Source organism: Sanguibacter massiliensis (genome assembly GCF_900240335.1).
In the GTDB taxonomy this organism is placed as follows: domain Bacteria; phylum Actinomycetota; class Actinomycetes; order Actinomycetales; family Cellulomonadaceae; genus Flavimobilis; species Flavimobilis massiliensis.
Genome location: NZ_LT964979.1, coordinates 672,321 through 694,259, shown reverse-complemented (window position 1 = coordinate 694,259; position 21,939 = coordinate 672,321). Strand labels below are relative to the sequence as shown.

The 21,939-nt window shown below is 66.5% G+C and carries 18 protein-coding genes; 2 read left to right on the top strand and 16 right to left on the bottom strand.

Annotated features, from left to right (window positions below; genetic code table 11):
• Window position 1: 1 nt before the first annotated feature.
• Both efp and C1729_RS03275 read right to left on the bottom strand, forming a co-directional pair.
• Window positions 2–565 carry an elongation factor P gene (gene efp, locus C1729_RS03280; RefSeq protein WP_102508617.1) on the bottom strand — a complete coding sequence of 188 codons (564 nt, stop codon included), beginning with the start codon at window positions 563–565 and terminating at the stop codon, window positions 2–4.
• 259 nt (window positions 566–824) lie between these two features.
• Window positions 825–1,262: a type II 3-dehydroquinate dehydratase gene (locus C1729_RS03275; RefSeq protein WP_102508615.1), complete on the bottom strand. Its 438-nt coding sequence runs from the start codon at window positions 1,260–1,262 to the stop codon at window positions 825–827.
• A 165-nt stretch (window positions 1,263–1,427) separates the two neighbouring features.
• On the opposite strand from C1729_RS03275, the gene C1729_RS14275 reads away from it, so the two are divergent.
• Complete coding sequence (locus tag C1729_RS14275; protein WP_129590657.1) at window positions 1,428–1,949, top strand: hypothetical protein; 522 nt, start codon at window positions 1,428–1,430, stop codon at window positions 1,947–1,949.
• Here C1729_RS14275 and C1729_RS03270 read toward each other — a convergent pair.
• The 3 genes from C1729_RS03270 to C1729_RS03260 all read right to left on the bottom strand — a co-directional run bounded on the left by C1729_RS03270 (window position 1,889) and on the right by C1729_RS03260 (window position 7,152).
• Entirely contained in the window at window positions 1,889–5,401 is a 3,513-nt protein-coding gene (locus tag C1729_RS03270) for a carboxypeptidase regulatory-like domain-containing protein (protein ID WP_102508613.1), read from the bottom strand. The two genes, C1729_RS14275 and C1729_RS03270, sit on opposite strands and share 61 nt — an antisense overlap.
• A gap of 75 nt (window positions 5,402–5,476) precedes the next feature.
• Window positions 5,477–6,604 carry a 3-dehydroquinate synthase gene (aroB, locus tag C1729_RS03265; RefSeq protein WP_102508611.1) on the bottom strand — a complete coding sequence of 376 codons (1,128 nt, stop codon included), beginning with the start codon at window positions 6,602–6,604 and terminating at the stop codon, window positions 5,477–5,479.
• A gap of 2 nt (window positions 6,605–6,606) precedes the next feature.
• A complete protein-coding gene (locus C1729_RS03260) occupies window positions 6,607–7,152 on the bottom strand; it encodes a shikimate kinase (RefSeq protein ID WP_102508610.1) in 546 nt (181 codons plus the stop codon).
• Between the two features lie 166 nt (window positions 7,153–7,318).
• Between C1729_RS03260 and C1729_RS03255 the strand changes: the two genes are divergently transcribed.
• Window positions 7,319–11,218, top strand: a complete 3,900-nt coding sequence (locus C1729_RS03255) for a fibronectin type III domain-containing protein (RefSeq protein WP_102508608.1) — start codon at window positions 7,319–7,321, stop codon at window positions 11,216–11,218.
• Window positions 11,219–11,340: 122 nt separating this feature from the next.
• Here the strand turns inward: C1729_RS03255 and aroC are convergent, their stop codons facing one another.
• From aroC to C1729_RS03200, 11 genes are all read right to left on the bottom strand, one after another.
• Complete coding sequence (gene aroC, locus C1729_RS03250; RefSeq protein WP_102510485.1) at window positions 11,341–12,555, bottom strand: chorismate synthase; 1,215 nt, start codon at window positions 12,553–12,555, stop codon at window positions 11,341–11,343.
• 72 nt (window positions 12,556–12,627) lie between these two features.
• On the bottom strand, window positions 12,628–13,407 hold the full coding sequence (locus C1729_RS03245; protein ID WP_129590656.1) for a hypothetical protein: 780 nt from the start codon (window positions 13,405–13,407) through the stop codon (window positions 12,628–12,630).
• The gene (locus C1729_RS03240; protein WP_102508604.1) at window positions 13,407–14,144 is read right to left on the bottom strand and encodes a PilN domain-containing protein; all 738 of its coding nucleotides are present in this window, start codon (window positions 14,142–14,144) and stop codon (window positions 13,407–13,409) included. The genes C1729_RS03245 and C1729_RS03240 overlap by 1 nt, the downstream gene beginning before the upstream one ends.
• On the bottom strand, window positions 14,141–15,190 hold the full coding sequence (gene pilM / locus C1729_RS03235; RefSeq protein WP_102508602.1) for a type IV pilus assembly protein PilM: 1,050 nt from the start codon (window positions 15,188–15,190) through the stop codon (window positions 14,141–14,143). Before pilM ends, C1729_RS03240 begins: the two co-directional genes overlap by 4 nt.
• A gap of 92 nt (window positions 15,191–15,282) precedes the next feature.
• Entirely contained in the window at window positions 15,283–16,074 is a 792-nt protein-coding gene (locus tag C1729_RS03230; RefSeq protein ID WP_102508600.1) for a prepilin peptidase, read from the bottom strand.
• A 3-nt stretch (window positions 16,075–16,077) separates the two neighbouring features.
• A complete protein-coding gene (locus C1729_RS03225) occupies window positions 16,078–17,703 on the bottom strand; it encodes a hypothetical protein (protein WP_102508598.1) in 1,626 nt (541 codons plus the stop codon).
• Entirely contained in the window at window positions 17,703–18,314 is a 612-nt protein-coding gene (locus C1729_RS03220; protein WP_129590655.1) for a hypothetical protein, read from the bottom strand. The genes C1729_RS03225 and C1729_RS03220 overlap by 1 nt, the downstream gene beginning before the upstream one ends.
• A complete protein-coding gene (locus tag C1729_RS03215) occupies window positions 18,314–18,745 on the bottom strand; it encodes a type II secretion system protein (protein ID WP_102508595.1) in 432 nt (143 codons plus the stop codon). Before C1729_RS03215 ends, C1729_RS03220 begins: the two co-directional genes overlap by 1 nt.
• Before the next feature lie 130 nt (window positions 18,746–18,875).
• Window positions 18,876–19,316, bottom strand: coding sequence for a prepilin-type N-terminal cleavage/methylation domain-containing protein (locus tag C1729_RS14720; RefSeq protein WP_102508593.1), 441 nt, complete (start codon window positions 19,314–19,316; stop codon window positions 18,876–18,878).
• Between the two features lie 134 nt (window positions 19,317–19,450).
• Window positions 19,451–20,701 (bottom strand): type II secretion system F family protein, encoded by a 1,251-nt coding sequence (locus C1729_RS03205; RefSeq protein ID WP_102508592.1) that lies wholly within the window; start codon window positions 20,699–20,701, stop codon window positions 19,451–19,453.
• On the bottom strand, window positions 20,701–21,843 hold the full coding sequence (locus C1729_RS03200; RefSeq protein ID WP_277985800.1) for a type IV pilus twitching motility protein PilT: 1,143 nt from the start codon (window positions 21,841–21,843) through the stop codon (window positions 20,701–20,703). The genes C1729_RS03205 and C1729_RS03200 overlap by 1 nt, the downstream gene beginning before the upstream one ends.
• Window positions 21,844–21,939 lie beyond the last annotated feature (96 nt).

Genomic DNA, 21,939 nt, shown 5'->3' with positions numbered 1-21,939 from the left:
GTCAGTCGGTCACGCGACCCAGGTAGGAGCCGTCACGGGTGTCGACCTTGACCTTGGTGCCCTGCTCGAGGAAGAGCGGGACCTGGATCTCGGCGCCGGTCTCGAGCGTCGCGGGCTTGGTGCCACCGGTCGAGCGGTCGCCCTGGAGGCCGGGCTCCGTGTACGTGATCTCGAGGACGACGGACGCGGGCAGCTCGATGTAGAGCGGCACACCGTCGTTCTGGGCGACGAGGACCATCTGGTTCTCGAGCATGTAGTCGACGGCGTCGCCGACGACGGTGGACGAGACCGGCACCTGGTCGTAGGTGTCGGTGTCCATGAAGATGAAGTCGTCGCCGTCCTTGTAGAGGTACTGGTAGTTCCGCTTGTCGACGTTGGCGGTCTCGATCTTCAGGCCTGCGTTGAACGTCTTGTCGACGGTCTTGCCGGTGACGACGTTCTTGATCTTCGTGCGGACGAACGCACCGCCCTTGCCAGGCTTGACGTGCTGGAACTCGATGACGGTCCACAGCTGGCCGTCGAGACGGAGCACGGTGCCGTTCTTGATGTCGTTCGTGGTCGCCACGGTTCAACTTCCTCTTGGGGGTGTCAAGTGTCGGTGGTTCCGGAACCCGCGCGCCGGGGCGGTGGGCTTGCCGGAGGGTTGCCGCAGGGCGGCAGCCGCCGCAACTTGTCGAGTATAGCGAGCGCGCGACGGCTTCGTTCGCGCGGCCGCGGGGTGGCGTCCGCCACTGGTGGCCGGCGCTGTGCGGGGCATGCCACCTTTCGACCCCTTCCGACGGTCGGACGGGCGGAGGTCGTCGAGCCGTCGGGCAGCGGCCGGATCAGGCGCCCGCGAGGGCCGAGAGCGCGAGCCGATAGGAGTCGAGACCGAAGCCCGCGACGGTTCCCGTCGCGACGGGCCCGACGACCGACAGGTGCCGGAACGCCTCGCGTGCGTAGGGATTGGAGATGTGGACCTCGACGAGCCGCAGCCCGACGTCCGTCACCTGGGCGGCGGCGTCGCGCAGCGCGTAGGAGTAATGGGTGAACGCGGCAGGGTTGAGGACGACGTCGGACCGGGTGTCGACGGCCTCGTGGAGCCAGGCGACGATCTCGGACTCGTCATCGGTCTGGCGGACGTCAGCCTCAAGGCCGAGCGCGGCAGCCCATTCCTCGCACGCCGACCGCAGGTCGGCGAGCGTCGCGTGACCGTACACCTCGGGTTCGCGCACGCCGAGGCGACCGAGGTTGGGACCGTTGAGAACGAGGACGCGGCTCATGCGGGGAGCGTAGCGGGCGGCGCGCTCGCACTGGGGCGCGGTCCGGTCTGCGGTCGCGCATCCGCGATGCGGGCGCCGACCCCAGCGCCAGGTAGGGGCACTCCCGTGCGTGGTCTCCGCACACTTTGCGGCGGGGCGCTGCCCGCCGCGCCGCCTCCGGTGACGATGACGCCGACGGTCAATGAGCTGCGTGGCCCGGATGGTCGCCCGCTTGTGGCGGACGACGGCACGCTTGCGGACGATGCGTCGTGTGGCGGCTGCTACGAGGGCGATCTCACTGAGCTCCCGCGGGCGACGGCGCTTCCGGTGGATGCGTACGCCGACGATGACGTCACGGTGTGGGTGGAGTCGTTGACGGGCGACGTGGCGCATGGCCGGTGGCGGGTGCGGGTTGTGGCCGACGACGGTGTGGTGCGAACGCTTGCGGAGTCGAAGGATCTGGGGGTTCCGGGAAATGTGCATGCGGCGATTGCGACGCCGAGGCCGGCTGTCTATGACGGCCGCGTGTACTTCAATGCGGCGGAAACACGCGGTGACGCTCGTGACGTGTTGGGGCTGAGGCCCGTCACGCACAACGGCCCGGTATCCCACATGGGATACCGGGCCGTTGGAGTGTCAAGCGTTGGTCAGCGGACCGACTGCTTCACGCTGACCTTGAGGGCGACGTGGGTCTTCGTCGCGGGGTAACTCACGGTCAACGTGTGCTTGCCCTTGGTGAGCTTCTTCAGGGTGATGGTCGCCTTGCCGTTCTTCAGCTTGTGCGTTCCGACGACGCGCTTTCCGTCCCGGACCGTGACCTTGCCGCCAAGCTTCTTAGCGGCGACTCCGGCGCGCGTGACGGTCACCTTGAGGGTGGCCACACCAGCCTTCTTCGAGGAGACCTTCACCTTGATCGTGCCCTTGCCCTTGGCCACCTTGGCGGTCGCCTTGGAGGTCACTGACACGCGTGCGGCGGCTGCGGGCTTGGCGGTGACGCGCACCGTGATGCGCTTGCCGAGGTCCGCACTCGTCAACCGGTAGTTGGTCTTGGTGGCCTTGCCGATGGCCTTGCCGTTGCGCAGCCACTGGTAGGAGTAGCTTGCGCTACCGGACCATCCGGTGCGCTTCACCTTGAGGACGTTGCCGACGCGCGCGGCCCCTGTGATCGCCACCTTGCCCTTGACGAAGGCCGCGGTGGTGGGCGGCGTCGTGGTCTCACCGCTGGGCGGGGTCACCACGGGCGCGGCAGGAACCTGCACGGCCGGCGCAGGCGCCTCGAAGGGCGCAAACGACACGAGGACTGACGAGTCCAGCGGGTCGAACCGCACTGCTTCACGCTGGATGACGGTCGACACGCCCACCGTGGCCCCAGCGTCGTCAGCAGTGAGGGTGTAGCTTGCGCCAGTCGCCCCGGGGATCGCAGCACCATTCCGCAGCCAGCGGTAGCCGGTGACCTTGAACTTCGAGTCAAGCGTGGGCCCAGTGACGGTGAGTTGGCTTCCGACGGTCGCAGAGCCGGAGAGCGTCGAGGTCAGCGTTGGTGCGCTGCCACCCGCGAGCTTGATGACCAGGTCGACGCGCTCCGGTGGCACTTCGAGCGCCTGGGTCGTGGCCGACGTGTAGCCCGGCTTCTCGGCACGGACCTTGTACCAGCCCGGCTGGACGTCCCAGCCAAAGATGCCTTGTGCGGACGTCGACATGGGGTTGGTGCGGTTCTTGGCGGACATGAGGTCGGAGCCGTCGGGGACGACCGTGTACTCGGTGTTGTAGTCGTCTGCCCTCAGCAGGGTCGTCGTGGCGCCGGCAATGGGCATGCCCCAGGAGTCGACGACGGTTCCTGACGGGTCGATGTAGATGGCGAACTCAGTGACCGTCGGCACACCGCTCGCAGGAGTGAACGTGATGCGAACCTCTGCGTCACCCACATGCGGGTAGAGCGCCGGAACGGTCGCCTGGTAGACGCCGGGCTGGGATTCAACGAACGTGCCGCTGGTGAGGACACTGCCGTCAATTCCGAGCACCTCGAAGGTCGCGGTCCCGCCAGGAGCGGCCGTGTAGGAGAGTGCGAGGGCGTCCTGGTAGTAGATGGACGGAACCGAGCCCGCCGTCGCGGTACCGGTTGACGCGCCGGACAGGCCGACGTTCGTGGGCATTCCCACCGGCTGAGCAAACTGGACGTCTGGCACGGTGACTGTCTCGCCGGCGACGACGGTGACGCGCGCACCAGCCTGTCGAACTCCGTCATCGATCGGCCACGCACGAATCGAGTACTCGCCCACGCGAGCGGCCGCGACGCTGTAGGTGCCGTTGGCGGAAGTCCGGGTCGTGTAGGCCTGGCGGCCGTTGCTCAGTTCCACGAAGACGTCGGCAGCGGGGCTGCCATCGGCGTTCAGGACCGTTCCAGTGACGCCGCCAAGCAGCGTGTCGTGGCCGAGATTGCGGATCTCGTACACGTAGCGGCCACTCACAGTGGAGTTCTGGCGACCCGCGATCAGTGCGTGGGACCCGCTGTCGAAGAAGGCCCCGCTCGTGAGCGAGCCGTCGAGCTGGAAGAAGGTGCCGTCATCGCCGGTACCGCTGGCGTATCCCACCGTAGCCGCGATGTCGCCGGAGGCACTTCCGGTGTCCCACGTGATTTCGTCGTAGTTGAAGGTGATGTCGAAGTCGCCCGCACTGCGTCCCGGGACGTCTTCTCGCGACGTGAGGATCAACTGGAAGGTGTTGAGTGCGCCGGACGACGAGGTTCCGAAAAAGGGCTCAACGTTGTCCCAGTTGACGCAGAAGCTCTTACCGTCCGGCGAAGCGCCATAGGTGACGACGTCGGATTCTTCCGTGTCGCGCGTATCAACATCGGCGAAGAACGGGGCAATGATCGGCTTGGACAGGTCGCCATCGAGAGCCTCTGGGGTGTACTGCGAGAGCGGGCCGTCGAACGTCACGTTGCCGTTGTTGTTGACGTAGATCTCGCTGTACGGCTGGCCGAAGTACGTGAGGTTAAACGGGAGCTGGATCGCGTCGGTCGACTCGTCATCGTTTGGCAACAGCTCGTGCGTCGTACAGTGCGGCGCGATCACCCCGGCGTGCCGACCGAGAGAGGAGGCTCGTGGCGTGAGCACGATGTTCGGGAGCGTGGCAGCAGTCGCGGCGGTGAAGGAATTCGAGGGCGTCGGCTCCGAGAATGACGTGCCGCCACCGAGGAAGCCCACGGCATAACGGGCACGCGTCACCCGCAGCGTGAAGGTCTCAGTGTCGCCCTGCATGACGAGGAGCCGGTATCGGCCCGCGTCGTCGGTCTGAGCCCTGAGGTCGGAATGCCACCACTCGTTACCCTCTTCACTCCACTTATACACCCGGATGGACGCACCACCGACCGGCCCCTGGGGGCTCGTCACTGTGCCCTCGATGGAAATGAGTCCGGTGACCTCGAGGTCGGCAGTTGTCAACCCTGGGGTGGTGACGATGGAGTTGCTCGCGTCGGGGACCTGCGGCAACGACGAGCCGCCGCCGTAAAAGGAACTGACGGTTGAGTCGTCGTGGGTGCGGTAGGCCAGCGTGTACGTACCAAGCGAGACTTCGCCGAAGTTGTAGGTGCCGTCATAGACCTCGGACGTACTCTCGACCTGCCAGGCATCTCCGTCCCAGCCGTAGAGGTAGACGACGCCTGACTCAAGGTCGTCGCCCTCAAAAGTCACGCGGCCGGAGAGGCTCGTCTGCGAGATCATCCGGATGGTGGCGTCGAGAGAATCGACTTCGTCACGGGTGAAGGTTCTGGCGTCGTTGCTGTCGTCGACATCGCCCAGCCATGTCGCTCGGTACCCGGACGCTGCCGCGCGGAGTGTGAATTCGTCACCTTCGTCTGGCAGATCGATCTCGAAGGCGCCGTCGTCGCCGGTTTGGGCGTCGGCGACACTCCACAATCCGTCTTCAGCGTCGACGACGTAGAGCTCGACGTACCCGAACGCCGGCTCGCCAGCGTCATCAATCAACTGGCCTGAGACCGTCACCGGCACGTCGGTGATGACCTCGGTGGCCAAGGTGGTGATGGGGGACGCTGTGAGCGCCGATTGCGGCGCAATGCCCGCGGCGGCCGCGGTGGTCCCCCCTGTGAGTGCTAGGGCTATGGTCGCGACTAGCGCCGCGCAGCCATGTCTCTTGAGCATGGTGACTCCTCACCGCTGTCGCGGTATCCCCGTTACGGCCCCCTGTGAGCCGCATGGGGATCGTATCGCACGCGGCTAAATTGCCACCCTATGCCGTCCGTGAGGCGCGTCTGCGGCGACTTCGGCGTAGGCTGCTGCGACGAGCGTCGGGTCAGGGCCTTCGAGGCGGCTGGGCTTGCCAAGGCCATCAAGGACGACGAAGCGCAGGGTGTCGCCGCGGCTCTTCTTGTCACGGCGCATGGCGGTGAGGAGCTGCTCCCAGCGGTCTCCGCGGTACGTGGTCGGCAGCCCGAGCGACTCGAGGACGGTGCGGTGACGGTCGACGTCGGCGTCGGAGAGTCGGCCGGCGAGCCGGGCGAGCTCGGCGACGAAGACCATGCCGACGCTCACGGCGGCGCCGTGACGCCACTGGTAGCGCTCGACGTGCTCGATCGCGTGGCCGAACGTGTGGCCGTAGTTGAGGAACTCGCGCGGGCCGGACTCCTTGAGGTCCTCGGCGACGACGGCGGCCTTCCACGCGACGGCACGTTCGATGAGCTCGACGAGCACGTCCTCGGGGACGTGCGTCGCGCCCTGCGTGAGCTCGGACGCGTGGGCCTCGACGAGCTCGAGGACCCGGGCGTCGTGGACGAAGCCGCACTTGACGATCTCCGCGAGGCCGGCGACGAAGTCCCACCGGGGCAGGGTTTCGAGCGCGTCGATGTCGCACAGGACACCCGCGGGCGGGTGGAACGCGCCGACGAGGTTCTTGCCCTCGGCGGTGTTGATGCCGGTCTTGCCGCCGACGGCTGCGTCGACCATCGCGAGGATCGTCGTCGGCACCTGGACGACCTTGATGCCGCGCAGCCACGTCGCGGCGACGAACCCGCCGAGGTCGGTCGTCGCGCCGCCGCCGACGGCGACGATCGCGTCCGAACGCGTGAAACCGGCCTGGCCGAGCACCTGCCAGCAGAACGCGGCGACCTGCGCGGTCTTCGACTCCTCCGCGTCGGGCACCTCGGCCTGGATCGCCTCGTAGCCCTGCACGACGAGGTCGGCACGGATCGCCTCGGCGGTCGCACCGAGCGCAGCGGGCGCGAGGACGAGGACCCGACGGACGTCGGGGCCGAGCATCGCGGGCAGCTCGCCGAGCAGGTGGCGGCCGATGACGACGTCGTAGGGCTGCTCTCCGCGCACAGTGACGCGGACGGGTGCGGTGGTCACTTCTAGTTCCCCTCGGTGGGTGTGGTGCTGGGTTCGGCGCCGAGCGCCTCGAGGATGATCGCCGCGACGTCCTCGGGGGCGACGTCGTCGGTGTCGACGCGCACCGTCGCGACGCGCTCGTAGACGGGGCGGCGCTCGGTCATGAGCTGCTGCCACTGCGCGCGCGGGTTGCCGAGCAGCAGGGGGCGGGAGACGTTGAAGCCGACGCGGGGGGCCGCGTGCGCGAGCGAGACGTCGAGGAAGACGATCGTGCCGCCCGCGGCGGCGTAGGCCGCTAGCACCTCCTGGGTCTCGGGGGCGAGCACCGCTCCCCCGCCGAGCGCGAGGACGCCGTCGTGCTCTGCAACCGCCCGCGCGACGGCCTCGCGCTCGAGCGCGCGGAAGGCGGGCTCGCCGTCATCGAGGAAGATGTCGCTGATCGGCCTACCCGCCTGGGCTTCGACGTCAGCGTCCGTGTCACGGACCTGCCAGCCAGTTGCGGCGCCAAGTGCGGCGGCTACCGTGGACTTGCCGGAGCCGGGTGGACCGGTGAGGACTACGCGGGGCATGACGTCGTTGGGCACGAGTCGAGATTACCGGGCCGCGTCACGGCAACGAAGGTGTGTCTCGCAACCGCGCAGTGCTCCCTCAATCGGAACGAAGTCCTTAAGTCAAGCACTGTGAGTGTCGATGTCACACCGATAGGCGCGACACTCTCACCTCACAGGGGACCTCATGCGAACACCACGGATCGTTGCGGGCGCAACGGCCGCCGCTCTAGCCATCGGGTTGTTGACTGCAATGCCAGCCATCGCCACGTCGGGGGATGTCGCGGCTGCCGACATCACGCGCACGGTGACTGGCGAGACCGGCGACATCACGCTCGCCTGGAACGCAGTTCGGGGCGCGACAAACTACTTGGTCGAAATCGCGAGCGACGCATCCTTCGGGTCAAGTGTCATCGTCGACAAGATCACAACGCCGGCACTCTCCTGGGTGCCGACCACAGGGTTGTGGGGAGACACCGCGGAACGCGAACTCTTCTGGCGAGTCACGCCGCAAGGGGTGTCTTCAAAGGAGGCTCCTGTTGCGCGATTCACGCGCGCTGCAGCTCCGGCACCTGGGCTCATCTCACCAGCCGATGGTGCAACGATCGCCTACCCCGCGCCGGTGGAATTCACGTGGGCACCCGTACCGGGCGCTGTTTCCTACACGCTCGAGTACGCACTTGAGGGCAGCGCGACCTGGACCAGCGTCCCAAACCTCGTGACGACGTCCTACACGCCGGCCGTAACGCTGCGCGGGGACTACACATGGCGAGTGTCCGCCCACTTCATCACCTCAAGCACCGATACGGCGCTGTATCAGGGACCAGCCTCCCCGACTCGCACGTTTAGCTCGGTCTGGTCCGAAGAGGACGCCACACCGAGTGGTCTCAGCCCCAAACCGGGGACATACGTCAATGACGTCTTGCTCGAGTGGGACTCTGTGCCCGGTGCATCTGCTTATCGTGTCGAGCTCAGCGTCGACCCCAAGTTCTCGACGCTCACCATGTCGAGCACCGTCGTTGGCACCGTCTTCGCGCCCGTGGGTCTGCTGCCGAGTGTCACGTATTACTGGCGTGTCATTCCGCTCGACGCTGCGGGTATTCAGGCCAATCTGCCCGACCCGCCGGCGATCCTGAGCGATGAGGACCTTGCCAAGTTGCCCCACGTGCGCAAGATCATGGGTGAGGACGCCACGTCCCTTCCCGCTTCATCCACGGCGGACACGACGAAGCCAACCCTGCGTGTCGGTGCGTCGGCGATCGCCGACGCACCGGACATCGACTTCAACGACTTTGCCCTGAGGTGGACTCCTGTCCCTCGCGCCACGTACTACGAGATTGAGGTCACGCAGGTCAATGGCACGGGCGGTGTCACGTGCCAGACCGCGAGCACGAGCGCGACGATTATCGCCGCCTACATCCCGCGAGGTAACGCATCTGACTACCTCAAGAATGCCAAGGACTGCCTGTGGACCACGGACCCTGGTAAGGCAATTCGTCCCGGACACCTCTACCGCGCGAAGGTTCGTGCGGTCGACATGGCTGCGTCATCGACTGCGACTTACCAGGGTAAGAGCGGCTCAAGTGCCGACGTTGTGCCGAGCATCTGGTCCTCAGACACTTTCTTCCGGATTGCCTCCCCGGAGCCCTCGAGCACGACCGATTTCACGTCCAGCGTTCCGCAGCAGCAGGTCATCACGGCGACGAGCCCTGAACTCGTCTGGGAGCCGATTGCTGGCGCGACCGGTTACAAGGTCGAGATCTATGCCGACGTCTCCGCCGCGCAGGAAGGCTCCACCGAGGTGGCGGTCTTCTGGACACCGACACCCTCGCTAAGGGTGAACGGTGTCTACCGCGTCAACCAGGCAGCGTCGTCGAGCGATGCATTCCTGGCGAAGATTACCCCCGCCATCGCCGACTATGCGAAGACGCCATCAGCCGGTGCGCCTTGGCCGGATATTGCTGGGGCCACTCCCGGAAAGCTCATGTGGAAGCGTCTCGGTGAGACGCCTCCTGTCGGCACGGTCATTGCCGCCGGGGCACAGACACTGCTTTCCCTCACACCGACGACCGCAGAACAACTTGGCGGAGCGAACCGCGGCTATGTTGTGGAGATCCGAGAGGGCAACACTGTCGTCTCGACAATCAAGACAGACCAGCCAGCAACCGTCGCACTCAAGTCCATCAGCGGAACCAATCCCGTGACGATGACGGCACTCCCCAAGGGCAACTACACGTTCCGCTGGGCGGTTCTTGATGCAGCCGGCACCGAGGGGCCATACTCGCCAGCCGCTGCGTTCACGGTCGGCACAAGCACGATCGTCAATCCAGCGGTCGGTGTTCTGCCCGGTGCGACCTCGGCCCGGCTGTCCTGGACCGGCGCAGTGAGCGCGAGCAAGTTTGAGGTAAGCGTGACGCCCGATGGCGGGACTCCTGTCGTTGTGACCAGGTCAAGCGACAACTACCGAGCCACCTCGGCTGTCGCCACAGGCCTCATTCCAGGCAAGGGATACTCGTGGAGTGTGGTCTCCATCGACAAGGACAACAATAGGTCGGAGCCCAACCCCGGTCCCTCGTTCATCATGCCTATCGGCGCAGTGTCCACAGCGCCACCCGCGGGCGAGCAGGATGCGTCGCGCATCGTCCTCGATTGGGAACCCGTTCCGGGTGCCTCGCGCTACCTCGTGCGTGTCGCAAAGGCCGGAATGCTCACCTCGACGACGCCAGTCGAAACAGCGGCCACCAGCTATGTTCCCCACATCAACTTCGCGTACGGCACCTCGTATGTGTGGGACGTCCGCGCAGTACCCGCGAAGGCCGACCCCCTCACGTCGTCGACACGACCGATTGTCGCAGCGTCTGCTGAGCACCCGCTTGAGGTCCGTACCTCGCCAGCGGCACCGACCGGCATCAGCGCAACTGCCCTCGGGACGGATGTCACGGTGTCCTGGAATGCGCTCTCGGGCGCAGCGGTAGGTAGCAGCGCGACGCCGGTGTACACGGTTGAGTACCGAGCACTTCCGGCGACTGACACGACCGCCTGGACGACCTTCACGGGATCCGCGAACGCGACAAGTTTGACCATCACCGGACTCGCTCTCGCCACGCAGTACGAGTTCAGGGTTGTGGCGTCGAATGTCGTGGGCTCAAGCCCCTACTCGACTGTCGCTAAGGTGTCGACTGCTACGTATCCTGATGCGCCGCGCAGCTTGCGTGCCACACCGACAGCGGATGCGCTCACGGTGTCGTGGGCCGCGCCTTCGGCGACCGGCGGCTCTGTCGTTTCGGGCTACGTTGTTCGCTACCGGGTAGCGGGCGGCTCGTGGGTGACCGCCACAACGGCGACAACGTCGCTCAAGCTCACCGGCCTCACGGCCGCGACGCCATACGAGGTTGAGGTTGCCGCGGTCAATGCTGTCGGTGCCGGTGCGGTGGCCGTTCTCACGACCTCGACGAGTGCGCTCCCGGCCCAGACTCCCTCGCCGAACCCAACAACCCCGGCGACGTCCACTCCTCCAGGCGCTCCGACTGGTCTCAAGGCTGTACGTGGTGACCGGAAGGTCACGGCTACTTGGAATGCTCCCGTGTCCGATGGCGGGCAACCAATTACGGGCTACCTCATCGAGACCCGCCAGCTCTCGGGGAAGAAGTGGAGTGCGTGGTCTGGGAAGGCATCCACCACAGGAGCCAGGTCAGCGGTTCTCACGGGCCTTTCGAACGGGACGACGTATCAGGTGCGCGTCCTCGCGAAGACACGTCTCGGCTCGGGTTCAGCTTCGACTGCAGTGCAGTTCGTTCCTGCGAGCAGGCCCCTCGCACCGACGATCAAGGTCACGTCCTCGAAGAAGAAGACCGTCAAGGTCACCTGGAAGGCCGCATCGGCTAACGGCTCGAAGGTCACGGGCTACCGGGTCCAGTACTCCGCCAACGGCAAGAAGTGGAAGACCCTCAAGACAACGAACGCTTCTGCGCGCAGCTACACGTGGAAGAAGGGCAAGTCCAAGAAGCCGGCGTACTTCCGCGTCCAGGCGAAGAACGCCCTCGGTTGGGGCACGCTGAGCAAGGCGACGAAGGTCACCGTGAAGTAGTCGACCGTGTGCTCCCGGGGCGAACTCGCCCCGGGAGCACACAACGCAGTAGTGCCACATGCAGCGAGGGCGGAATCCCCACCGGGGATTCCGCCCTCGCTGTATGTGGCGAACGAGTTTAGTCAGCGCATGTGCTCGGGGATGGCCGCGAGGTAGGCCTCGTAGTTGCGGCGGACCTCGGCGACGGAGTCGCCGCCGAACTTCTCAAGAACGACGTCGGCAAGCGTGAGCGCGACCATCGCCTCGGCGATGACGGCTGCGGGCGGCACCGCGCAGACGTCGGAGCGCTGGTGTTGGGCCTGGGCAGGCTCCCCCGTCGCAGTGTCGACGGTCCGGAGCGCACGCGGCACGGTGGAGATGGGCTTCATCGCTCCCCGCACGCGAACGACCTCGCCGTTCGACATGCCGCCCTCGATGCCCCCGGCACGGTTGGTTACGCGTGTGATGTGGCCGTCAGCGACATCGATCTCATCGTGAGCCTGCGACCCACGACGGGTCGCGGTCCGGAAGCCATCGCCGATCTCGACGCCCTTGAACGCTTGAATGCCCATGATCGCGGCCGCGAGTCGTGCATCCAGGCGACGGTCGGAGTGCACATACGTCCCAAGCCCGGTGGGAACTCCGTAAGCCAGAACCTCGACGACACCTCCGAGAGTGTCGCCTGCCTTGTGGCAGTCGTCGATCTCGGCGACCATCGCGGCCGACGTTGCGGCGTCGAAGCAGCGAACCGGGTCCGCGTCAAGCGCTGCGACATCGTCCGGCGTTGGGACGGCGGCGCCCTCGGGAACGGCAACGGGTCCAATCCCGACGACGTGCGAGACCAGTCGCACGCCGACGGTCTGCTCGAGGAACGCAGCGGCATAAACACCGAGAGCAACACGGGTCGCAGTCTCGCGAGCTGATGCGCGCTCGAGCACCGGCCGTGCATCGTCGAAACCGTACTTGCGCATGCCGACGAGGTCCGCGTGGCCGGGGCGGGGCCGCGTGATCTTCTTGTTGCGGGCGATCTCACGGACGTCGCCCGTGCCCGCGTCGACCTGGAGTGCCGACGCGTCGACCGGGTCCGGGGCCATGACATCGACCCACTTGGGCCATTCGGAGTTCGCGATCTCGAACGTCACGGGGCCGCCCTGTGTCACGCCGTGGCGGACGCCTGCGAGTACCCGAAGCTCGTCCTGCTCGAACTTCTGACGTGCACCGCGTCCGTAGCCGAGGCGGCGGCGTGCCAGCGCGTCACGGACGTCCTGGCTCGTCACCTCGACACCCGCAGGAAGGCCCTCGATCACTCCGACGAGCGACGGGCCGTGGGACTCACCTGAGGTCAACCAGCGCAGCATGAGTCCGATCATTCCACGGATGAGGCGTGTCGCCGTGCCACGCCCGCACTGCGGACGTGGCACGACGGGAGGTCACTCGTCGTCTCGCAGCCCGAAGGGGTCGCGGGACGAGGACGGCATGTCCAGCCCGTTCTCACTGATGTCCAACCGCTCGAGGACGTCTGCCTCAGCGGTTTCCACGGCGTCGGTGAACGTAAAGGTGTAAAGGGTGAAGCTCGCGCGGATGAGGGGATCACCGGTCTCGCGCTCCATGACGTCAAGCTGCGGCGCCGCCACCATGAGGTAGCGGTCCGGTGCGTGTCCGAGCTCTCTGAAGACCGCCCGGACGGACTCGAAGGTCCCTTCGATCTCGAGCTCGACAGGCACGGCCGCGAGCTGGTCCAGCGTCGATGCCGCCCAGCCGGCGGGAGGTGCCGGGGTGGCGGTGTCCGTGGCGGCACTCTCCCCGTCCTTCTTGCCCTCCTCGGCCTCGGCGCTCGCGATCGCGGCCGCCTGGATCTGGCCGACGAGCGAGACCGGAGCCCCCGCCTTCTGCTCAAGGAGCGTCCCCTCATGCTTCTCGATGACCTCGGTGAGCTGGTCGAACACCTGCTCGTCCCCGATCTCCGTCGGAAGATGCACCCGAAGGAGCGATAGCTCCGACCGGTAGTTCTCGATCCTCGCGAAGTCCGCGCGGAGCGCGGCCACCTTGGACGCGAGGACCGCGTTCTCCGCCGCGACCTTCTCCCGGGAGGCATCCTTCTCCGCTGCGTCGGCACGGTTGGGGCCGATGAGCAGGAACCAGAACCCCGCAATGACGAGCGCGCACGCCACGACCGCGATCGCGATCCATGGACCACGTGACTTCGGCATCACTTGCCCTCGCTCTCTGCAGGGAGGTTCGCGACGAGCCCGTCGGCACGCTGCAGCACGTCGCTCAGCGCGACAGTCACCTCGAAGTTGAAGGACGAAGGAGCCTCGTCCTCCTCGCGGACCGCCGACGTCACGACGATGCGCGCGTCGACGACGCCAGGAAGGCCCTCGAGCGCGCTCGTCCAGGCGCTGATGTCCGGGCGGGTGTCCGAGCTGCCGGTCAGCGTCATCGTCCCGATGGAGGGGGCGGCCAGCGGGTCAGCCGCGGCAGGTGCGCCCGTCAGCGGCGTCGCGGCCTCGACCGTGATGGACCCCAGGAGGACCTCCTCGGGGGTGGCGCTCGCGACCATGCCGAGCACCGAGTCCCAGTCGACCTCGGTCTGCGACACGTAGTCGAGAGCATCGCGGGTGAGCTCGATGCGGCTCTTCACAGCGGTCACCTCGACGTACTTGCGCTGTTCGAGGAGCAGGTCGCTCGTGCGCTGCTGCTCCGCCTCGAGGTCGGCCTCGGCGCGGACGAGGTTCGACCACGAGAAGAATCCCAGTCCTGCACAGAGGACGATGACGCCGAGCAGGACGAACAGAAGCATCCGTCGCAGCGACCGGAGCGACCGTCGGTCGATGATCTCGGCGGGAAGGAGGTTGACGCGCGGCACGGATGGGATGAGCGAACCGCTGCTGCGTCGCGTCGACCCCGTCGTCTGCGATGCGGCTTTCTTCTGCAGGGAGAGACTCACGCGGCACCTCCGAGTGCGAGTCCGACGGCGACGGCGAACGACGATTCACGATCCGCGAACCGCTCACGCCCAGCGCTCTTCGTCCATTGGACGCCGCTGAACGGGGAGCCGAGGGTCGCGGGCAGGCGCGCCGCGCTCGCGAGATACTGACCGAGCCCTGGGAGCTGCGCTCCCCCGCCGGTGAGGACGAGCATCGAGATCTGCGGCCCCCGGATCTGCGAGCCGTAGTAGCTGAGGGTCGAGACCACCGGATCGACGATGTTGCGGACGGACACCTGGATCGTCCTCGCTGCTTCCTCGAGCCCCGCCGGGACGCTCGAGGACAGGCCCATCTGGCGTTTGAGGTTCTCCGCCTCGGCATCCGTCGTCTTGAGGACACGGGCGAGACCGTCAGTGGCGTCCTGCCCCCCTGCCGCGATGACGCGGACAAGCTGCGGCCGACCCTCGTGAGAGATGACGACGTTGGTGACACGGGCACCGATGTCGACGCACGCGATCGTGGCTCCGCCGTGCTCGAGCGACGCGGCTCGCATGAGCGCGAACGCGTTGAGGTCAACCACTGCGGGGCTCACGCCTGCCGACTCGACCGCGAGCACGTTGAGCGACACCGTGTCCTTGCCTGCGGCGACGAAGAGACCTGCCACCGAGTCACCGTTGCCATCGACGAACTCGTGGGTGGGAAGAAAGTCTGTGAGCGCCTCGTCGACAGACATCGGGAGCGTCTCCTGAGCCTGATAGACGGCCGCCTGGCGCAGCTGCCCGATCGGCATGCGGGGCATCGTCATGTTGCGCACGACGACTCGCTGGTTACCCACCCCCATGACGACCCGCTTGGCACTCATGCCGTCCGAGGACCAGAGCTTCTTGATCGCCGCGGAGACAGGACCCTTCTCGATGACCTCGGCGTCGCGCACGACACCTGGGGGAAGAGGTACCTCGCCGATCCTGTGGATCGTCCCACCGCGTCCCGGGCCGGCGAGCTCCATCTCCACGGCGCGCACGCCTACCGTCCCGATATCGAGACCGACAACTCTCTCGCGGGCCACTCGCACCTCCCATGTCGTGCGGACCTGTGCCCGCCAAGGCGTTATCGGCGCAACTCAGCGCCGACTTGAGCGAACGTGTCGGACTTCGTCGATCAACCGGACAGCGCGACGTCGAGGTAGATCTGAGCGAGCTCCGCACCCCACAGCACGCCGATCGCCGCGCCGACGATCATCGCCGGACCGAACGGGATCATCGTCTTGCGCCCGCTGCGCCGCGTGACCATGACCACGACACCGACGATCCCTCCGACGACGAACCCGGCGAACCACCCGACGATGACGGCAGGGATGCCGTACCACCCGAGCACGAGACCGATCAGGGCGGCGAGCTTGACGTCCCCGCCCCCCATTCCTGCGGGGTAGACGACTGCGATCACCAGGTACACCGCATACAGCACCGCCGCAGAGACGACAGACATGACGAGCCGGCCAGCAGCGCCGTCCACAGCCGCAACCACGGCGAGCCCGACGACCACGACGTAGATGCTCGGGAGCACGATGGCGTCCGGTAACCGGTGGTGCTCGACATCGATGAGGACGAGCGCCACCGCGACTGCGACGACGTAGCACAGCACCGCCGACAGGAGGATCGATCCGACGGAGCCGTCGAGCGTCCAGGCTGCCGTGGCGGCGAAGAGAACACCGGTCGTGGCTTCGAGAAGGGGATACCTCACCGAGATCCGTGCCGTGCAGTCCCGGCACCGTCCGCGAAGAGCGAGCCAGGAGACGACGGGCACGTTGTCGAACCAGCGGATGCGGGAACCACACGACGGACATGCGCTCGGCGGGTCCACGACCGACGCGCCCGCGGGAACGCGGTGCACGACGACGTTGAGGAACGACCCGATGAGCAGACCGGCAAGGGTGAAGAGCGCGACGAGCACGGGTCAGCCGGCGTCGCGCAGGTAGGTGACGGACATCTGGGCCTTCGACGCCGAGTCGTCCGTGGCCCCCGCCTGCGTGAAGTGGAGCTTGACCGCCGTGTTCATCTCGACCTTGCAGGAATACATCTGGCCGTAGATCTGCGGGCCTGGGCTCATGTGGAAGCGGAGCCCGCCGGTCGCGTAGACGAGAAGCGCCACCTTGCTGCTCTGGTTCCACGTGCCGGTGGTATAGGTGATCGTCCGTGCGCTGTCGACGTTCGAGGTGCAGCTCGTCTGTGACGCAGGGTACGGAGTGATGAAGTAGAGCGAGTGCTGGAGGCCGTCGCCCGAGGTGATGGTCACGTCGCCCGCGATATCGAAGGACTTCGCGAAGATCACCATGTCGGCGCTGAGCTCGAGCTTGAGGCCGGCACCCAGCTTGAGCATGCCGTTGTTGCACTCGGTCGCCGTCGTGGTATCAAAGATCGTCGGTGACGTGACCTTGAGCGTCCCTGAGAAGTGGTTGCCGCCCCAATTCAAGTCGCATGCCGGGATGTTGGAGCTGCGCAGCGGTTCGACCGACGCCTTCCAAGACTTCTTCGTCCACCCGGTGAAGATCGAATGTGACTGGTCCACCTTCGGCATCGTCGTCGGCTTGACGTCAATGGCCTTGGGCGGCATATCGACGGCCGCATACTGCTGCATCAACGGATACTTGGCGAGCATAAGGTTGTAGTTCGACGCCCCGACCCCGTTGCCGATCTTGCCGCCCACGGTGACGTTCGACGCCAGCGGGAGCTCGCTCGTCGCGTTGTTGACGGGCGGGTTGCCGCGCACCTTGAGCTCGCCGGCGGTCTTGATCCCGCGGGCCGCGGCGACGTCACCGCCGATCCAGACGTCTTCGCTGAACGTGCACCACTGCGTACTGAAGTTCGCCTTGCCGCGGGCGTAGAGCCCGCCCTTGATCACCGAGGCGTTCGAGCACTCGAACTCGTCGGAGTAGACGTCCCCCTCGACGGTGCACGGGGTCGAGGAGAAGGTGACCTTTCCCGTGGCGAGGACGCTGCCCTGGATCGAGGCGGCCGTCGAGCACCTAAAGTTGCCGTCGGTGAAGATGTCGGCGTCGGTGCCGGTCAACGCGAGGTTCGTGTTGACATCCATGTTCTGGCCGGAGTAGATCGCGGCGCCGAACAAGGGACTTGACGCGACCTTCCGCGCGAGCAACGCCTGCATGGTGCGCGAAGCGGGGCCTCCGCCGACGGACGTCTGCGCGGCCGTGCCCTTCGCAGAGAGGAACACCGAGGCGGTCGTGGCCGTCGGGCAGCCGACAGCGTCGGCGGCGCTCGCCGCCGCCGTGTCCGACGGGTGGATCTCGACCGCGAACGAGCCACCGCCGACGGTGCCGTTCACCACGCCGCCAGTGGGGCACGACTTCGCGCCGAGCATCGCCTGGACCTGCGCGATCCCAGCCTCGGCGACGGCACGTGCCTCGGAGGAGGATCGCGACTCGGTCGTCACACGGACGTTGGCGATGCTCGTGGCGACGAGCGTCGTCACGACGACACCGACGACGAGCATCGCTCCGATGACGGACACGAGGGCCGCTCCGGCATCACCTGAGGCTCGGCGGAACCGGCGGAACATCACCATCAGAAACAACCTCCTGCTGCGGCGGCGACGGCCTGGGTGCGGGGCGTGACGGTCGTCATGATCGTCACTCCCGGGGCACCGGACGGCGCAGACTGGACACTGCGGAACTGTATCGTGACACTACCGGCGACGACCTCGGAGAACACCGGGGACACGCCTACGGGGAGCACATCGGCGACCGCGGTCGTCCATCCCGTGGTGGCGCCGGCTGCGAGGTCCGCGGCCGCCGTCGAGGCCAGGGGCGTGCCCACGGGCCAACGCTTGCTGTAGATCGTCCCGCCCGCGGCACCTGTGGCGGGGGGCACGTAGATCCACGCCTCGCAACGCCACGGGTCGCTCGCGCTCCCGCCTCCCGTGTGGACGACGAGCGTGCTCGCGGCCACCTTCAGGCCTCCGGTCGAGGAGTTGCGCACGGCGAGCGACATGGCGTTGGAGGTGACCTGGACGTTGTTCGAGGCCTCGGAGAGCGCCACCGCGCGGCGCTGGCCCGTGAGCGCGTTGACCATGAACGCCCCCACCCCGAGGAGGACGAGCGAGAGGAGCACCATGTAGACGACGAGCTCCGCCATCGTCATGCCGTCGTCGTCACCGGGGACCCTCGCGCGGCGCATCACGCTGCGTCCGCTGCGTAGACGAGGGTGGAGACGTCGACGACGGTCTGGCCCGAATGGTAGTTGGCGCTGTTCGCCGACGCCTTGACGAGAACGCGCACGGTGACGAGCTTCGAGGAGGCACAGCTCGACGTGTCGTAGCTGACGGTGCGGGTGAGCCCGAGCCCACGGCTGTCCGTGAGGCTGTAGCTCGACGGGGCCGTGAGGGCGCATGTCGTGGTCGTACGGAGCATGGCGCGCTGCTCCTCGAGCGCCCGGTTGGCGTCCTGCGTCGCGGTCGCGATCGTCGACATCTTCGCCATCGTGCGGATGCTGCCGATGAGCACCGGCGCGAAGGCGGTCGCGAGCAGCGCGAGCATGAGGATCGAGACGATGATCTCGACGAGGCCGAAGCCGGCGTCGTCCTGCTTGCGCGGGTCGGACGCGTCCATCGCGTGTGTCCCTCCTGCGTGAACGAAATGACGTTGGGGTTGGGCCACTGGTACGAACGAACCTCTACGACGTCCCGGCCCTAGCGGACCGGGACGTCGTAGCGCGTCGACGAACGACACCCCCGTTAGATCACGGAAGCTCGACGATCGTTCCTGCTTCGGTGGTCTGGAACGACGTACCAGTCGCCGAGACGACCGTCAGGGTGAAGGTCCCCGCAGAGATCGTCACCGTGTTCGGCGTGCCGAGCGTCACACCATCGGAGAGGTTGACCGTCGTGGTGGCCGGGTTGGAGCCACCGGTCGACGCGATCGAGACGACACTGCCCGCAGCCGAGACGCCAACAGCGGTCGCGTTCGGGTTCTCCGAGAGCGCGACAGCGACGTTCGTGCGGAGCGTCGAGAGGTCAGCCTTCGCGGCCGAGTCCTTCGCCTTGTTCTGCTGGTTGAGGTACAGCGGAACGGCGATCGCGGCAAGGATGCCGATGATGATGACGACAACGAGGAGTTCGACGAGGGTGAAGCCCTTGTCGCCGTCCTTCTTGCCGAGAGCCTTGGAAACGCGAGCGATCATGATGATCTCCTTGCAGTTCAGGATGAGTGGTGGTGGAGCGGTCCGCCGAGCAGGCTTCCCGCTTCACGAGTGCTATCGGCCACTTCTCGGCCAGACTTGAGGGAGAATTTCAGCGGGAATCCTCGCCCCGACGATCAGCCCATGAGGTCGAAGATCTTGAAGATCGGCATGTAGAGCGCGACGATCATTCCGCCGACGATCCCGCCGAGGAACACGATCATGAGGGGCTCGAGCAAGGCCGTCAGCTGCTCCGTCGTCGCCTCGACCTCGTCGTCGTAGAACTCCGAGACCTTCTGGAGCATGACCTCGAGCGCACCGGAGTCTTCACCGACCGCGACCATCTGCGTGACCATCGGCGGGAAGACGTCGTGACGGCTCATCGGGTCGCCGATGGACTGCCCCGTCTTGACCGCGCGCGCGACGTCCTTGAGCGCGTCCTCGATGACATAGTTGCCGGCCGTCTGCCCGACGATGTCGAGCGCCTGGAGGATCGGCACGCCCGCCCCGAGCATTGTCGAGAAGTTCCGTGTGAAGCGCGCGATCGCCACCTTCGTGAAGAGCTTGCCGAACACGGGCAGCTTGAGCTTCCACGGGTCGACCTTCGCGCGGACCGCCTCGTCGTTCTTGTTCTTGCTCCACCAGATCGAGAAGGCGACGCCCACAACTAGGAGCAGCGGCGCGAGCCACTTCATCCATCCCGAGAGCAGCACGAGGAACTGTGTCGGAGCAGGCAGCTCGCCACCGAGCCCGTCGAACATGTTCTCGAACACGGGGACGATGAAGAGGAGCATGCCGATGACCGCAGCGATCGCGATGAAGAGGACGACGACCGGGTACGTCATCGCCGATTTGATCTTCGCGCGAAGCTTGACCTCGGCCTCGAAGTTGTTCGCGACGGAGAGCAACGACTTCTCGAGGAAGCCGCCGACCTCGCCCGCCCGGACGATGTTGATCATGATCGGTGGGAAGACCGTGTCGTGCTTCGCGAACGATGATGACAACGACGAGCCGACCTCGACGTCACCACGGACCTGGGCGAGGATCTTGGCGAGCGCCTTGTTCTCGGTCTGCTCCGCAAGGGTCGTCAGCGTCCGCAGCAACGAGAGCCCCGCTGAGACCATCGTCGCCATCTGTCGCGACATGATCGCGAGGTCCTTGAGATCGATCCGCCCCGAGAGGCCCGGGATGTTGATCTCCTTCTGCAGACCCGTCGTCGAGACCTCGTTGACGACGAGCGGCGTGAGGTTCATCTCACGCAGTCGCGACGCAACCGCAGTCTTGTCCCGAGCCTCGATACGTCCCCGGACGACGTTGCCATTGGGATCGCGGACCGAGTATTCGAACGTCGCGAGACCGCTGTTGCTCGAGCCGTTCTTCGCGGCCATCAGCCCTCCTGGAACCCGTACTGGTTGTTGTGCGCAGTGATGCTGCCGCGGCCGCCCGAGGGCCGGCCCATGAGCCGGTTGAACTCCTCCGGGTTGTGGCACTTGTCGAGGCCGGTCTCGTAGCTGATGCGCCCCTGGCGGGCAAGATCCGCAAGGTGCTGGTCCATCGAGTGCATGCCGTGGTCACGACCCGCCTGCATCTGCGAGTGGATCTGGTGGGTCTTGCCCTCACGGATGAGGTTACGCACACCCGGCGTCGCGACCATGACCTCCGTCGCCACGACACGGCCAGGGCCGTCCGCGCGCTTGCACAGCGTCTGGCAGACGACCGCCTGCAATGAGCCCGAGAGCTGCGTGCGGACCTGCGCCTGCTGGTGCGCCGGGAAGACGTCGATGATGCGGTCGATCGTCTGCGCGGCGTCCTGCGTGTGCAGCGTCGCAAAGACGAGGTGACCAGTCTCAGCCGCGGTGAGCGCCGTCGAGATCGTCTCCTGGTCACGGAGCTCACCGATGAGGATGATGTCCGGGTCCTGGCGCAGCACGTGCTTGAGAGCCGCCGCGAACGAGTGCGTGTCCGCCCCCACCTCACGCTGGTTGACGATCGCCTTCTTGTGATGGTGGAGGAACTCGATCGGATCCTCGACCGACATGATGTGCTCGGCACGCGTCCGGTTGGCGAGGTCGATGATGCCCGCAAGCGTCGTCGACTTGCCCGAGCCCGTCGGTCCCGTGACGAGCACCAGACCACGAGGCAGCCCCGCGAACGTCGAGACGACCGGCGGCACACCGAGCTCTTCGAGTGCCTTGATCTCCGACGGGATGACACGGAACGCCGCGCCGATCTTCTCCCGCTGCAGGTAGAGATTCACGCGGAACCGAGGTCCATTGTGGACCTGATAGGAGAAGTCCAGCTCGAGCTTCTCCTCGAAGGTCTCGCGCTGACGCTGGGTGAGGATCTGGAAGAGCGAGTCCTGAAGCACCTCCGCGGTGAGCGGCTCAAACCCGGGAACTGCCGTGAGTGAGCCCGACTGGCGCATCATCGGCGGTGCGTCAGCCGTGAGGTGGAGGTCTGAGGCACCGTTCGACCCGATCGACCGCAACAGCTGGTCGAGGTCGATGCGGCCCGCCTGCTCGCCCGACAACCGCGCACCGACGCGGCGGGTGCCCGTCGCGGGTCGTGCGCCAGCAACCGGCAGGGCTGGTCCACCGACGGCCGTCGTCGATGGTGCTGGACCTTG